This is a genomic window from Polycyclovorans algicola TG408 (assembly GCF_000711245.1).
GTDB lineage: Bacteria > Pseudomonadota > Gammaproteobacteria > Nevskiales > Nevskiaceae > Polycyclovorans > Polycyclovorans algicola.
Genome location: NZ_JOMH01000001.1, coordinates 2982406 through 2997000, shown reverse-complemented (window position 1 = coordinate 2997000; position 14595 = coordinate 2982406). Strand labels below are relative to the sequence as shown.

Here is a 14595-nt window from a genome sequence, read left to right as displayed (position 1 = left end):
TTCGGGTTGCGGCCCAAATCGCGCCATGTGGCGTCAATCGGCGCTTATTTGGAATGACCAAAACTCGCGCCTCTTTCCTAGGCAGTGTCGTCACGAGATTGTGAGCCAAAGGACCATGCATCGAATCTGGGCAGCGGCGAGGAAAGAGGACAGGTTCTTGGCGTAACGCGTGGCGATGCCACGCCATTGCTTGAGATGCAAGAACGCATTCTCGACCAAGTGCCGCTGACGATACAGGTGCTTGTCGAATTCGCGTAGCACCTTGCGGTTCTTGCGCGGGGGGATTTCCGCCCGCATTCCTTGTGCTTGAGCCTGCTCAATGATTGTGTTGCTGTCATAACCCTTGTCAGCGATCAGGTGCTCGGCACTGAAGCCTTGGATCAGGGTTGAAGCTTCCACACAATCCGCTCGGGTAGCTTCTGTAGCAAGGATTCGGACCGGCATACCATGCGCATCCACGGCCAGATGTATCTTGGTGTTGAGCCCCCTTTTGTACGACCGATGCCTTGATTGCCCCCGCGAGCACCGGCCGCATGAGGGTGAACCTTGCAATGGCTGGCATCAATCATCAACCACTCGAAGTCAGGCTCGTCGATCAAGCGGTCGAGCAAGGCTTCCCACACGCCGCTATCGCGCCAGCGACAGAAGCGTCGATGCGTGTTTTTCCAATCGCCGTAGGCCGGAGGCAAGTCGCGCCAAGGAGCCCCCGTCCGCACAATCCACAGGACCGCATTGATGAACTGGCGATTGTTCTTGGCGACGCCGCCCCACTGCCCGGCTTGACCAGGCAGATGGGGTTCAAGCAACGCCCAGTCTCGATCCGAAAGATCGTGGCGACGAAAGGACTCCTTCATAAGATCGCTCGTTGTGGCCTTAAGGAGCGCTTATCATATCTCGTGACGACACAGCCTAGTGTCCTTTAACAAAAGTTCACTTTATTATTGATTCGATCAGAGAGGCGGGCGATAGCCGAGATGATTTCATCGGCGGATTTGCGCCATACGAAGGGTTTGGGGTCCTGGTTGTAGGTTTTGAGGTAGTGGCGGATGGATCGCTCAAGGTCGTTGGTACTGGTGTGGGCGTTACGTTTGATCCACCGCTGTGACAACAGCGAGAAAAAGCGTTCTACCAGATTGAGCCAGGAAGCTGAGGTCGGGGTGAAGTGCAGGTGATAGCGCGGTCTGGCGGCAAACCAAGCGCGGACCGCTTCGGTTTTGTGCGTGCCGTAATTGTCGAGAATGAGATGAATATCGAGGTGCTTGGGCACCTCACGATCCAGTGCGCGCAGGAACGCCAGGAACTCCGCACTGCGATGCCGCCGGTGCAAGCGACCAATGACTTCGCCGGTGGCGATATCCAGCGCTGCGAACAAGGTCGTCGTGCCGTGTCGCACATAGTCGTGGGTCGTGGTTTCGGCAGACCCGAAACGCAACGGCAAGCCAGGTTGGGTACGGTTCAGGGCTTGAATCTGGCTTTTTTCATCAACGCACAACACCAAGGCACGATCTGGCGGATTCAGATACAGACCGACGATGTCGTGCACTTTGTCAACAAAGTGCGGATCGGTCGACAACTTGAAGGTTTCCAGCCGGTGCGGCTTGAGCCCAAAGGCGCGCCAGATGCGGCTGACTGCCATGGCATTGAGGGCAGTCTCTTCGGCCATCAAAGTCGTCGACCAGTGCGTCGCCTTGGCTGGACGGCTATGCAAAGTCTTCTCAATGACTTCCGACACTTTGTCGTCGTTAATCGTGCGCGGTCGACCCGTGCGCGGCGCATCGCTCAATCCCGCGATCCGGTACTGCTCAAAACGCCGCCGCCACTTCGACACGGTTTGCGTCGTCACCCCGCAGCGCTGTCCCACTTCGCGGCCCGACAATCCAAGGCTGCACCCCAGAATGATCTGCGCACGCTGCTTGTCCGCCGACGGCGTCTTGCGACGACGAGCCCACTGCTCCAACTCCGATTGCTCGGTGGGTGTCAGCTCCAGCCCAATGGGTTTGCGTCCCGTCATCTCCGCATCCTCCCTCAAGTCAGGGAAGATGGACAACGGTCACTCATAATCGTTCTATGAACTTTTGTTAAAGGACACTAGCTTTTAGGGCGCAGCGCCAGCGCCGTCACCACTTCGAAATACGGTGGCCGCAGCTCCCGCGAGGTGACGCGGCAGGCATTGACCTTGAGCTTGTTGGCGGACAGCAGTTTGCGCAGCGCCGCCGGCTCAATGCCCATGTTCTGGTGGTCGAACGCGGCCATGGCCGCCTCGTGTTGATGCGATTTGAGTGCCACCACCACCAGCCGACCGCCCGGCGCCAATACCCGGCAGGCATTGCCGATCACCTCGGCGGGCATGCGACTGTAGGCCAGCGCGTGCATCACGAACACGGTGTCGAAACTGGCGTCGGCGAACGGTAGATCGTGCATGTCGGCGCAGTGAAAACGAACGTTGGCATGGTGGGCGAGTCGGGCTCGGCCGGCCGCCACCACGGCTTCACTGATGTCGACGCAGTCGACTGACGTGGCCTCTTCGCTCAGCAATTCGGCGAGCACGCCGTCACCGCTGGCGATGTCGAGCACCCGACCGGGTTCGATCAGGCCAATCAGGCCGCGAGCGGTGGCCTCCCAGGTTCGACCGGGGGAGTAGTGCAACTCCATGCGTCCGGCCACCGACTCGGCCCAGGTCCGGCCGTGCTTGCGCGCCAGGATGCACTCGGCGGCGCGTTCGCGATCAAGCAGCGCCTGCGGGTCGTCCAGCCCCTCGCGCAGCAGCGCCCAAACGGGCTGCGCTGCCCCGTCCTGGGTGGCGCTGTAGCGCGCTGAAGCGCCGCTGCGTTGATCGTGGATGAGCCCGGCGCGTTTGAGTCGCGCGAGGTGGGTCGACACGCGGCTTTGTGCCAGTCCGGTGACGGTGGTTAGTTCGGCGGTGGTCAGCTCGAACTGCTCGAGCAACAGCAACAGGCGTTGGCGGCTGGCATCACCGAGCAGTTGGCACAACGCGGTGCTTTGTTCGAGGGTCAGGGGCATCCGCTCATTGTGCCGCCAGGGCCGGCGTGCCGTGCGATTCACAGGCTGACGCCGGCCCCGGCGCGGGGCCGCTGCGTGTCAAGCAGCGCCCGGCTCGTCAGGCTTGCGGGCCGCTGCGGCCTCGGCTTTGGCTTGTTCCTTTGCAATACGCTTGCCGCGCGATGTCGCCATGAACGCGCGCGACTCCGGATTGGGGCGAATGGCCTGCATGGCGGTGCCAACGCGGATGCGTGCGCTGTCGGCCATTTCGCGGGCCTTGGTATGGCCGTTGAACAGCGGCACCCTGACGGCGCTTTGCACCGCGCTGCCAGCCTGCTTGACCTTGCTTTTGGCCTGCTCGACGTGCGGCGCCGCCTGCTTGGAGACGGCTTTGCCGGCCGCCTTGGCGGTCGTGCTGACCTGCTTGGCGGCGCTCTGCGTGCTGGCCTTGGCCGACTTGCCGGCGTCGCTTACCCGGTCAGAAGCCCGCTTGGCCAGTGATGACGGCTTGGCAGCAGGCTTGGTTGCGCGTTTGGCGTTTGTTTTGGCCTTGCCGGCGGCGGGCGCCGCGGGTGTGACTTTGGCGGGCTTGACGTGCTTGGCTGGCTTCGAGGCGGCCTTGACCGGGGCCGGCTTGGCCGCTTTCACGGGCTTGGCTGCCGTCTTGGTCTTGGCCGATTTGGCGACGGTCGCGGCTTTCGCCGGCTTCGTCGTAGGATTGGTCATCCCTTTTGCCCTCGCCGGTGCGCCGGCTTTCGTCTTGGATTGCGGTGGGGTCTTTTCTCGAGTGGCGGATGAGGCCGCGGCTTTGGCGGGTGCCGCTTTGCCGCCTTTGGCCGGAACTGCAGCGTTGCGCGTCGTGGTCAGCGACTTGGCCTGGTCAGTGCCCTTCTGCACGGCCTTCCTCAGTGCACCCAGTAAACCCTTGCCAGCCTCTTCGCGTTTTGTCGCCATGTGATGTGCCTCAATCGGTAATAAAACAGGACAACGGGTGGCGCGCCGGGGGCCCGCTCCTCGAATGACGATGGTTTCCCTTGCCACTGCGGAACCTGGGCCCGCCCCAATGCAGTCGCCTTGACAAACGACGGTTTTAGTGCTTCGCGAGGGTAAAGACTGTTGGGGATAAAGTCAAAAAATACCCGGCGATTCACAGGCTTGGGGCGGCTGGCTCATTGTTGGCTCGGCCGACCGGCGCGAAGGCTTTTTGGCGGCGCGCCAAAGTGCTTGCGAAAGGCGCGGGTGAAGTTGCTGGCGTCGCTGTAGCCAAGCTCCAGGGCGATTTCGGTGACGCTGAGGTCACCTGCCATCAACATGTCGCGGGCGCGGTCCATGCGCTGTGCCAAGGCCATCGCGCGGAAGCCGGGGCCTTCGCGCTGTAGGTAGCGGTCCAGCGTTCGCGGCGAGCGGTTGAGGGTGCGAGCAAGGTCGGACAACTGCGGAATGCCACCGTGGGCCTCGCGCAACATCATCCGCGTCCAGCTGGCCACGCCATCCTGGCCGCGTTGGCCCCTGAGCAGAATGCGACACTGCGCTTCGGCAGCGCGCAGCGCGCTGTGATCGGCCATCGCCGGGGCATGCCGACTGAAGTCGGCCTCGAACTGCAACCGAACAGCCGGGGCCTCGCCCGCGAGAAAGTGGCACCGGGCGTTCTCCAGCCCTGCGTAGAGGGCGACGTGTGGCGGTTCGGGAATCGACAGGCTTATCCGGTGTGGCGGCATCGGTGCCGCCAGCAAATCGCGCACCTCATGATGCGCCGCGACGGCAATGGCTTCGAGATGAAAGTGCAGATTGAGCGTGCTCATCGGCTGCACCGGCTCAAACAGCAACTCGGCGCGGCCACCGCCGCTGCGGTAACGCATGCGGAAGGTGGGCATCACCAGCTTGAAATAACGCGCCACAAAACGCAGCGCATGGTCGACCGTCGGACTGCTGAGCATGCCGTAGCCGACCAAGCTGTGGGCGCTGGGCTTGAGGCTGCGTCCCAGGTGAAACGGCAGGGCGCTGTCAGGTCGAAGGGTCATCACCGCCGCCAGCAGCGTTTCGAGCTGAGACAGTGTCAGGCTTGCATCAGGCAGTTGTAGCGCGGCCGGGCGCAGGCCCACCGACTGCAGCAGCGCGGTGACATCGACGCCTTGAGTGACCAGCAGCTCGGCCATGCGCAGGTAGTAGCGCGCCGGGACGCGAGGTTCCAGTACACCGGTAGTTGTCTGAATATGATCAGTCATTGTCGGTAAATGACAGGTTTTGCGGTCGGGCACAAGCCTAAGGTGACAGCCTGTGAACCGTGACCCAACGGTCGTGCAAGGAGAAACCCATGAATACGACAACGCTTCCGGCCGCCGCAACGCGCTGGCGTGACCCGAAGAAGGCGCTGTGGCTGGTCAGCCCGGCGATTCCGCTTGTTGGATTGGTCGGCCCGTTGCTGGGTGGGGCCACAGGTCAGGTGTTGTGGTTCTGGGCGCTTCCAATCCTCTTTTATGTGATCTTTCCGTTGCTCGACTGGTGGATTGGCGAAGACGCCGCCAATGCGCCCGAGTCGGCCGTGGCGGGTCTGGAAGCTGATCGCTATTACCGCTTTATCGTTGCTGCCTACATTCCGCTGCAGTACGCCACCACGGTGCTGTGCGCGTGGTGGGCGGTGAATGGTGGGGTGACCTGGCTGGCACTGCCCGGCTTGCTGTTCAGTTGCGCCATCGTGAACGGCGTGGGTATCAACACGGCCCATGAGTTGGGGCACAAAACCAACGGCTTGGAACGTTGGCTGGCCAAGGTGACTTTGGCCCCGGTGGCTTACGGGCACTTTTTCATTGAGCACAACAAGGGGCACCATAAAAACGTCGCGACCTTGGAGGACCCCGCGAGCTCGCGCATGGGCGAGTCGTTCTGGGCCTTTTTGCCGCGCACGGTGCTGGGCAGCCTGCGTTCTGCGTGGGGTATCGAGCGCGACCGGCTGGCGCGCAATGGCAAGTCGGTCTGGTCGTGGGACAACGAAAATCTGCAGGCTTGGGCAATGACGGTTGTGCTGTTCGGCGCGTTGACGCTCTGGCTTGGGCCGTGGGCGCTGCTGTTTCTGGTGGCGCAGGCGATTTGGGGTTTCAGCCTGCTTGAGGTCGTGAACTACATTGAGCACTACGGTCTGCTGCGCAAGAAGCTGCCGAATGGCCGCTACGAGCGCTGCGCACCGCGGCACTCGTGGAACAGCAACCACGTCGTCACCAACCTGGCGCTGTACCAACTGCAGCGGCACTCGGACCATCACGCCAACCCGACGCGGCGCTATCAGGCTTTGCGGCATTTCGAAGAGAGTCCGAAGTTGCCGTCGGGGTATGCGTCGATGCTGATGGTCGCCTACCTGCCGCCGCTGTGGTTCCGGCTGATGGACAAGCGCGTGGCGACGCATTTTGGCGGCGAGATTGAGCACGCCAATCTTCACCCGCCGAAGCGCGAGGCCTTGTTGCGGCGCTGGGGGCGGGTGCTGCCCAGTGGGGCAACGACCTCGGCCGAAGCGCGCCCGGTGCATACCGACGCAGAGGTGGCGGCGAAGCGTCACGAATGCCCCAACTGTTACTTCATCTACGACGACGCCTTGGGCTACCCGCACGAGGGGTTTGCGGCCGGTACGGCGTGGTCAACACTCCCGCTGGATTGGACCTGCCCGCAATGTGCGGTCCGCGAGAAGCCCGACTTTCGCGCAGTTGTGGGGGGTGTCACTTCGGCCTGACCGGCAGGCCGAGGCAAGCAATCGACTGATCGTTTAGTTATGCTCTGCCGGCCGGCGCAGCCCGGCGGTTGAGGTTTCTGATCACGCTGTATCTTTTTTGCCGTACGACAGGCTGTCTGTACAAAACCTGGCGGCGCGCATTTTCTGGACGAGAACTAACACGCATGCAAGCGGATACCCGGGGACGTTTCGCACAGGCCTTTGTTCGCCTCACCGAGCCCATGATTTTCAACCGTCGCGGCGTCACCCTTGGGGTGATCGCGGTGGTGACCGTGCTCTTGGGGTGGCAGGCCACGCACCTGAAAATCGATGCGGGTTTCGAAAAGCAGATTCCGCTGCAGCACCCTTACATTCAGATTTACAAGCAGTACGAGCGCGAGTTCGGCGGTGCCAACACCACGCTGGTGGCGCTGACCCAGAAGGAAGGGGAGATTTACACCCCGTCATTCATGCGGACCCTGCGTGATCTCACCGACGCGGTTTACTTCACGCCAGGGGTTGATCGTTCGCGGGTGAGCTCGATCTTCACCCCCAATGTCCGTTATCTCGAAGTGGTCGAGGGCGGGTTTTCGGGCGGTAACGTGGTGCCGGCTGACTTCAGCCCCAGCCCCGAAATGCTGGCGCGGGTCAAGTCCAATGTCGAAAAGGCCGGCATCATCGGCAGGCTGATCGCCAACGATCAGACCGGCGCCATGGTGTTCTCCGAGCTGTTGGAGCGCCATCCCGTCACGGGCGAGCGCCTCGATTACATCGTTACGGCACACCGGTTGGAGGCAATTCGCGGCCGTTTCACGTCGCCGAAGAAGTTTGAGATTACGCTCAAGTCGGCGGTCGGCTCGCTTGAAGCCGGCGCCGTCATTCGCACCGATTACGCCGATCCGCGCGGCGGGTCATTCCCCATCTCGTCGATCGACGCGGTTGAAGAGCTTGAGGACGGCACCGAGGTTATTCATCCGCTTCGCGGTTGGGATGTCGAGGTCACTGAGTCGGACAATGCCGACTACAACCCTGACATCGACGTTCACATCATCGGCTTTACCAAGGCGGTCGGTGACATCGCCGACAGCGCGCTGGAGGTGTTCAGCTACTTCGGCATCACCGTGTTCCTCGTCTGGCTGCTGCTGTCGTGGTACTGCGGCTCGTTCAAGGTGGCGGCGATTCCGACGGCATGCGGTCTGCTTGCGGTGACCTGGGAGCTGGGCCTGCTGCATTTGTTTGGTTTCGGGCTCGACCCGTTCGCGATTCTGATGCCGTTCATCGTGTTGGCCATCAGCACCTCGCACGGCATCCAGATCACCAATTTCTGGCTCAACGAGTCGGCTGAAGGTGTCCCCGCATTCGAAGCGGCGCGCAACACCTACCGGCGTCTGGTGATTCCTGGCATTTCGGCGCTGGCGACCAACTTCGTCGGCTTCGGCACGATCTTTCTGATTCCCATCGACATTATTCGCGAGATGGCGGCCAACGCCATGTTCGGGCTGGTGGCCATCGTCCTGTGCAAGAAGGTCTTGCTGCCCTGCCTGCTGTCGTTTGCGACCCTGAAGAATCCGGCCAAGTTCATGGCCCACCAGCAGCGGCGCGACGAACGCCTGGCGCCGATCTGGCACGGCCTTGCCGGCGTGACGCGCAAGCCGGTGGCCGCGACCGTGCTGCTGATTGCTGCCGGACTCTGGGGCTATGGCCAGTGGGTTGCCCAGGACTTGAAGATTGGCGAGTTACACGACGGCGTGCCTGAGCTCCGGCCGGACGCCCGCTACAACCTCGACTCGGCGCGCATCGTCCAGGAATTCGCCATCGGTGTGGATGTGCTGAAGGTGGTGGCCGAAGGCGAGCCCGACGGCTGCATCAATCACGACATCATCTCGTTGATGGATCGGTTTGCCTGGCGGATGGAGAACACCGCCGGGGTGCAATCAACACTGTCATTGCCGACCCTGCAGCGCATCGTCTACAACAGCTACACCGAGTCCAACCCCAAGTTCAACGCCTTGCCACGTGAGAGCGGTGCGTTGGTGGTCACGGTGCAGCCGTTCCCGAGTTCGACGGGTCTGCTCAACGAAGACTGCAGCGCCATGCCGGTGCAGATCTTCACCCAGGATCACAAGGCCGAAACCATCGATCACATCATTGAAGAGATCGAACGGTTCATTGCCGAGCAGCCCGATGACGCGCCGGTGAGCTTCAAATTGGCGACCGGCAACGTCGGTGTCATGGCGGCGGTCAATGACGTGATCGAGCAGACCGAGCACACGGTGCTGTTGTGGCTGTTTCTCGGTATCGGCGTGTGCATCTTCCTGTCATTCCGCAGCTTTGCCGCGCTGGTCTGCGTGATGGTGCCGCTGGCGCTGGTGCACATCGTCAGTTACGCGGTCATGGTCTGGCTGGAAATTGGCGTCAAGTTCTCCAACCTCGCGGTGGCGGCGTTTGCCGCCGGCATCGGCGTGGACTACGGCATCTATATTTACAGCGTGCTTGAAGAGAACGTGTTGCAGAAGCGCATGGCGCTGCGCGAGGCCTATGCCAACACCCTGCACCAGACTGGCAAGGCGGTGATCTTCACCGCGCTGACGCTGGGGGCGACGGTATGCACCTGGTTGTTCTCCAACCTGCAGTTCCAGGTCGACATGGGCATCTTGCTGACCTTGATGTTCTTTGCCAACGCCATTGCGGCCGCGGTGTTGCTGCCAGCATTCGCAGCGTTCTTGCTCAAGCCGGGCAAGCATCCACCCGAGGCTTTGGACGGTACCCATGTCAAGGGTCAGGTGAATTGACCTGGCCCCACCAACCGCGCCGCAAGGGTCTTGCGGTGCATCGATTGAGTTAGTCATTGAGGAGTTGAACGATGAAAATGAGACGAATTCACCATTGGGCGCTGGGCGCCCTGCTGGCCATTCCGGCCATGGCCATGGCGCAAGTCAGCGCCGAAGAAGCGGCCGAGCTGGGCAAAAGCCTGACGCCAGTCGGCGCCGAGCGCGCCGGCAATGAAGACGGCACGATTCCTGAGTGGAAGCCGCAGGCGGCGCGCGGTGAGCTCAGCGGCGTGTTCCCAAGCAACCCCGACATCGACGATGAGAAGCCGTTGTTCACCATCACGGCGGAGAACATGGGCGAACACGCCGACCTGCTGATGGAGGGTCACAAGGAGCTGCTGCGCCGCTTCCCCGACACCTACAAGATGAACGTGTACCCGTCACATCGACTGGCGACCTTCCCCGACGAGGTCCTCGAAGAAACGAAAAAGAATGCCACGCGGGCGTCTTTGGAAGGCGTCGACAACCCGCAGGGTGCGTTCATCGGGTTCCCCTTCCCGATTCCCAAGAAAGGCAACGAACCGCTGTGGAACCATCGTGTCAAATGGCGCGGCGAAGAAGTCCGCCGCTACAACAACCAGATGATCGTGCAGCAGGATGGCAAGTTCACGCTCACCAAGATCGTCGAGGACGTCGGCTTCAACTACGCCAACCTTGAAAAGGAATCGCCGGACGAATTGAAGCCAGGCGCCGAATTCCTCCGGTACCTGTCCGAAACGGTGTCGCCGCCGCGCATCGCCGGCACCTACATTTTGGTTCATGAAAAGGCCGGCTTCGGGACTGAAGGTCGCTCGGCGTGGCTTTACGCGCCGGCACTGAAGCGCATTCGTCGCGCGCCGGCGGTGTGCTGCGACAACCCGTACGAAGGCACCGATGGTCACCAGTTTTACGACCAGGTCGATATGTACAACGGTGTGTTCGAACGCTTTAGCTGGAAGCTGGTGGGCAAGAAGGAGATGTATGTCCCCTACAACGCCAACCGCATTTCGGGTCCGGACACCAAGTACGCCGACATTGCCAAGCCCAACCACGTCAACCCCGAACTGCCGCGCTATGAACGGCATCGTGTGTGGGTGGTCGAGGCCGAGAACCTGCCGGGTCAGCGCCACACCTTCAAGTCGCGCCGGTTCTATGTCGATGAAGACACCTGGACGGTGCTCGGTGTCGATAACTACGACCAGCAGGGCGAGCTGATGCAGTTCCAGGAAGGGCATCTGGTGAGCTATTACGCCGTGCTGGCCCACACCACCCAGCCGGAAGTGATTTATCACTTCAACTCGGGACGCTACTTTGTGACCACTATGGCCAACGAAGACCAGCCTTACGACAACACCGTGACCTACGCCAATAACTTCTTTGAAGCCAACACGGTGCAAAACCGCGCTTCAAAGTAAGCAAGAAGGGTTTGACGCCCCACCGGGAAAGGCTGGTGGGGCGGTTAAAAAATAAAACATTTGTTGCGGATTGATTGCGACGAGGAGACTACAATGCGCGCTTTAAAGGGAAGTTGCTTGGGGTTGATGCTCGTGCTGTCGTCGGTACCAGCGATGGCCTTCGAGTTTAATTTCGAAGCCTTTGGCAATCGGGTCGATGCGGTGGTCAACAATGCCACCACGTTTGGTTATTCGTGGCGCTTGCATGACCCGGCGTCCGACCTGATTGGTAAAAGCAACCTCGATCCCGACGTCTGTGCCGATCAGTTTCAGGCCTGCCAAGGCTTACACCGTCTGCAGACGCACCCGGCCGAACGGCTTGCCGCCGCGCCCGGCGCGCCGTCGATCAACTTTGACGATGGCAACCTGAACTACGACAAGGGTGACGTCGTACAGGCGCCCTTCAAGCTGACGCAGGACATTCGTTTTCTCTTCGGTAATTTCGGCATTTTTTACCGAGCGATTGGTATCTACGACTACGTCAACTACAACAGCTTCGAAACCACCAATCCCAACCTGATCACCCCGGAGAACTTTGAGCGGGTTGGGCAGACGGGCAATTTGGGCGGCAGTCGCTTTTTTAACCGTGTTTATGGGCCGGGCGAGTTCACCAACGGTCGCCGTCCCAATGACGAGGCTGAAGAAGCCGGTCTGCGCTACGACATTCTCGACTTCAATTTTTTTGGCTCAATTCCGTATGACGATGGCGCCAAGAACCTGACATTTCGCATCGGGCGTCAGACGGTGAATTGGGGGCAGAGCACGGTCGCGGTGGTCAACAGCCTCAATCAGGCACAACCGGTCAACGCCAATGCACTGTATCGCCTCGGGTTCGGCTTGCTGGAGGAATTGTTCGTGCCGGTCGGCATGATCCGCGCCAGCACCGAGATCGCCACCGGCCTGACGATGGAAGCGTTCTACCAGTTCGAATGGCTGCCGGTCGAAATTCCGACCGCCGGCAGCTACATGTCGTTTGTCGACATCGGCACCGACAACCAGCGGACCACGGTCAACGCAGCCTTTGGCGGTTCGGCAGACGATCCATTTAGCCTTACCGGGGGGCGGCTGAACAGCGCCCTCACGGCCATCACCCCCACCTCGCTCACGATTCAACGCGATCCTGACCGCGAAGCCAGCGACCAGGGCCAATACGGGGTGTCGTTCAAGTACTACTCGGACAACATCAACTACGGCACCGAGTTCGGCTTCTATGCGATGAACTATCATTCGAAGTTGCCGTATGCGAGCTTTTTCGCCACCGATGCCAGTTGCGCACGGCGTGAAGGCAATGCACAGGGTTTGGATGCTCGCAATACGCTGCAGTTTCTTGATGTGTGTCCCAACCTGCCAGTGACCGCACCATCGGCGTCCTTGCAGCTCACCCTCGACACGGTCGCCCTGCTGGCACAGCGCCCGGGCGTGAGCACCGATCTGGGTTTGCTGGACGGCGGCAATCCACTGGCACTGTCTAACCTGTTACTGCCGCGCCCCAACCTGCCGAACAGTGACGCTGTGCCGTTCGACACGGCCCGGCTGATGCTGGAATACCCGGAAGATTTACAGGTGTACGGGCTGGACTTCACGACCACGTTCGGCGACTACTCGTTTCAGGGGGAGGTGTCGTACCGCCCCAACGTGCCGCTGCAGGTGTCGTTGATCGACCTGGCGTTTGCTTCCTTCGGTCCAACACTGACGCGTTGCCACGATCAGTCGCTAGATTGTGGAGGCTCAACTGCGGGCTTGGGGTTCGATGTGGACGGCAACTACGTCATTTACGACGGCAACGACTTCGTCAACGGTGAGGGGGCTAATCCCTATGCCGACACACTGAATCTCGTGGTGGGTGCGGCGCCGGGTTCGGCGCGCGCGTTCCCGAACTTCATCATGCCGTATCGGGGCGTTGAGGTCGGCGAGACTGAGCCCAACAGCTACATCCGCGGTTACATCCCCGGCAAGGTGGCACAGTACAACCTTGGTGCAACGCGCGTGCTCGGCGCATCCGAGAACTGGATTGGTGCCGATCAGGTGATCCTGATCTACGAACTGGCCGCGACGCACGTACTGAACATGCCGGACTTCGACGAACTGCAGATCGAAGGGGCGTTTTCGCCGACCACTCATGCCAGCGCCGGCGCCGATGGCAGCGGAGCCGACGGTTCACGACTGGCCTGCTCGACCAACACGGCCTGCACTGTCGGTCCTGACGGTTTGCGGTTCAATCCATATCAGGCATCGCGCAACCAGTTTGCTGATGCGTTCTCGTATGGTTATCGCATCGTCGGTCGTATCTCTTACGAGTCGGTGTTGCCCGGCATCAGCATCCAGCCGCTGTTCATCTGGTCACACGATATCGGCGGAGATTCTCCTGGGCCAGCCGGCAACTTCGTGCAGGGGCGCAAGGCGCTCAATTTCCTGCTCGAAACCCGCTATGAGAAGGCGCTGTCATTCACCGTCGCTTACAACACGTTCTTTGATGGCGGCACCAATAACGTTTACCGCGACCGTGACAACCTCGGCTTCTTCGTCAAATACCTTTTCTAAATGCGAGTTTTCATGAGCCTCAATCAACCGATTTTGTTGGCCTTGTGGGCAAGCGCCGCGATGACTCCGCTGACCGTCGCCGCCGCGCCCGACACGGCCCCCGCCGAGATCGCCCGCAAGGCCGACCAGTCATTGCTCGTGGATCTGAGCCGGGCGGGCGACCGACTGTTGGCGATTGGCAGTCGCGGGCACATTCTGGTTTCGGACGATCAAGCCGAAACGTGGCAGCAGGTCGCGGTGCCGGTGAACAACTTGCTGACCGCAGCCTACTTCGCCGGCGACCAGCGCGGCTGGGTCGTCGGCCATGACGCCACGATTCTGGCCACCGAGGACGGCGGCGACACCTGGGTGGTGCGGCATTTCGACGCGTCGATGGAGCCACTGCTCGACATCACCTTCTTCGATGATCAGCGTGGCCTTGCCATTGGTGCGTTTGGTCTGGCGATGGCGACGACCGATGGCGGCGCCAACTGGTCAATGTTGGAGTCGGATCTGACTGCCGAGGGCATGCATCTCAACGCCATGACCCGGCTCAACGACGGCAGCTACCTGGTGGTCGGGGAAGTCGGTCTGATGGCGCATTCCACCGATCAGGGGCAGACCTGGACCATGCTCGATTCACCCTATGAAAGCTCGCTGTTCTCGGTCGCGCCCATGGGCGACGGTGGCGCCATCATCGGCGGCTTGCGCGGCAACGCGTTTGCCGCCAGTGACGTGGCTGGCGGTGCGTGGCGAGAGCTACAAACCGGCACAGTGCAGTCGGTTTTCGGCATCTCTGATGACGGCGCAGGTGGATTCTGGATGGCCGGCCTCAACGGCAGCCTGCTTCATGCCGATGCCGAGCTGAACATCAAGCCTGCCGACACGCGCGCGGTCAACGGCCTTGATGACACCCTGATTGCCACCGCCATCGGTGGCGTCGCCTACGCCGACGTCTTGACCTTGGAAGGTGACCTTCTTGTGGTGGTGGGCGACGCCGGCGTTCGGCGCATGGCCTTCAGTCGTTGAGACGGCGCTCCTAAAACAATTGCGCGGGCGACCTTGGCCAGGCATTCGCTACGCCGCGTCGGGCCCCAGGGGCAGAATGCGT

10 protein-coding genes are annotated in these 14595 nt (G+C 61.2%); 5 read left to right on the top strand and 5 right to left on the bottom strand.

The window, feature by feature from the left end; translation table 11 throughout:
* Window positions 1-90: 90 nt before the first annotated feature.
* The 5 genes from U741_RS19035 to U741_RS0114315 all read right to left on the bottom strand — a co-directional run bounded on the left by U741_RS19035 (window position 91) and on the right by U741_RS0114315 (window position 5225).
* Window positions 91-854 (bottom strand): IS5 family transposase gene (locus U741_RS19035; RefSeq protein WP_152551462.1). Its coding sequence is split into 2 segments (ribosomal slippage): window positions 91-482 and window positions 482-854, totalling 765 coding nucleotides; the frame shifts between segments, so codons are not numbered across the junction.
* A 65-nt stretch (window positions 855-919) separates the two neighbouring features.
* Entirely contained in the window at window positions 920-2011 is a 1092-nt protein-coding gene (locus U741_RS0114330) for an IS630 family transposase (protein ID WP_029889557.1), read from the bottom strand.
* Between the two features lie 77 nt (window positions 2012-2088).
* Window positions 2089-3021 (bottom strand): metalloregulator ArsR/SmtB family transcription factor, encoded by a 933-nt coding sequence (locus U741_RS0114325; RefSeq protein WP_052378857.1) that lies wholly within the window; start codon window positions 3019-3021, stop codon window positions 2089-2091.
* Window positions 3022-3099: 78 nt separating this feature from the next.
* Window positions 3100-3954, bottom strand: coding sequence for a hypothetical protein (locus tag U741_RS18650; protein WP_052378856.1), 855 nt, complete (start codon window positions 3952-3954; stop codon window positions 3100-3102).
* Between the two features lie 215 nt (window positions 3955-4169).
* The gene (locus tag U741_RS0114315; RefSeq protein WP_029891136.1) at window positions 4170-5225 is read right to left on the bottom strand and encodes an AraC family transcriptional regulator; all 1056 of its coding nucleotides are present in this window, start codon (window positions 5223-5225) and stop codon (window positions 4170-4172) included.
* 89 nt (window positions 5226-5314) lie between these two features.
* On the opposite strand from U741_RS0114315, the gene U741_RS0114310 reads away from it, so the two are divergent.
* The 5 genes from U741_RS0114310 (at window position 5315) to U741_RS0114290 (ending at window position 14513) form a co-directional block, all read left to right on the top strand.
* Window positions 5315-6721, top strand: a complete 1407-nt coding sequence (locus U741_RS0114310; RefSeq protein ID WP_029891135.1) for a fatty acid desaturase — start codon at window positions 5315-5317, stop codon at window positions 6719-6721.
* A 164-nt stretch (window positions 6722-6885) separates the two neighbouring features.
* A complete protein-coding gene (locus U741_RS0114305; protein ID WP_052378854.1) occupies window positions 6886-9492 on the top strand; it encodes an efflux RND transporter permease subunit in 2607 nt (868 codons plus the stop codon).
* Between the two features lie 71 nt (window positions 9493-9563).
* Window positions 9564-10925, top strand: a complete 1362-nt coding sequence (locus U741_RS0114300) for a DUF1329 domain-containing protein (RefSeq protein ID WP_029891133.1) — start codon at window positions 9564-9566, stop codon at window positions 10923-10925.
* Between the two features lie 93 nt (window positions 10926-11018).
* Entirely contained in the window at window positions 11019-13505 is a 2487-nt protein-coding gene (locus tag U741_RS0114295; protein ID WP_029891132.1) for a DUF1302 domain-containing protein, read from the top strand.
* 12 nt (window positions 13506-13517) lie between these two features.
* The gene (locus tag U741_RS0114290) at window positions 13518-14513 is read left to right on the top strand and encodes a WD40/YVTN/BNR-like repeat-containing protein (RefSeq protein WP_052378853.1); all 996 of its coding nucleotides are present in this window, start codon (window positions 13518-13520) and stop codon (window positions 14511-14513) included.
* The last annotated feature ends 82 nt before the right edge of the window (window positions 14514-14595 follow it).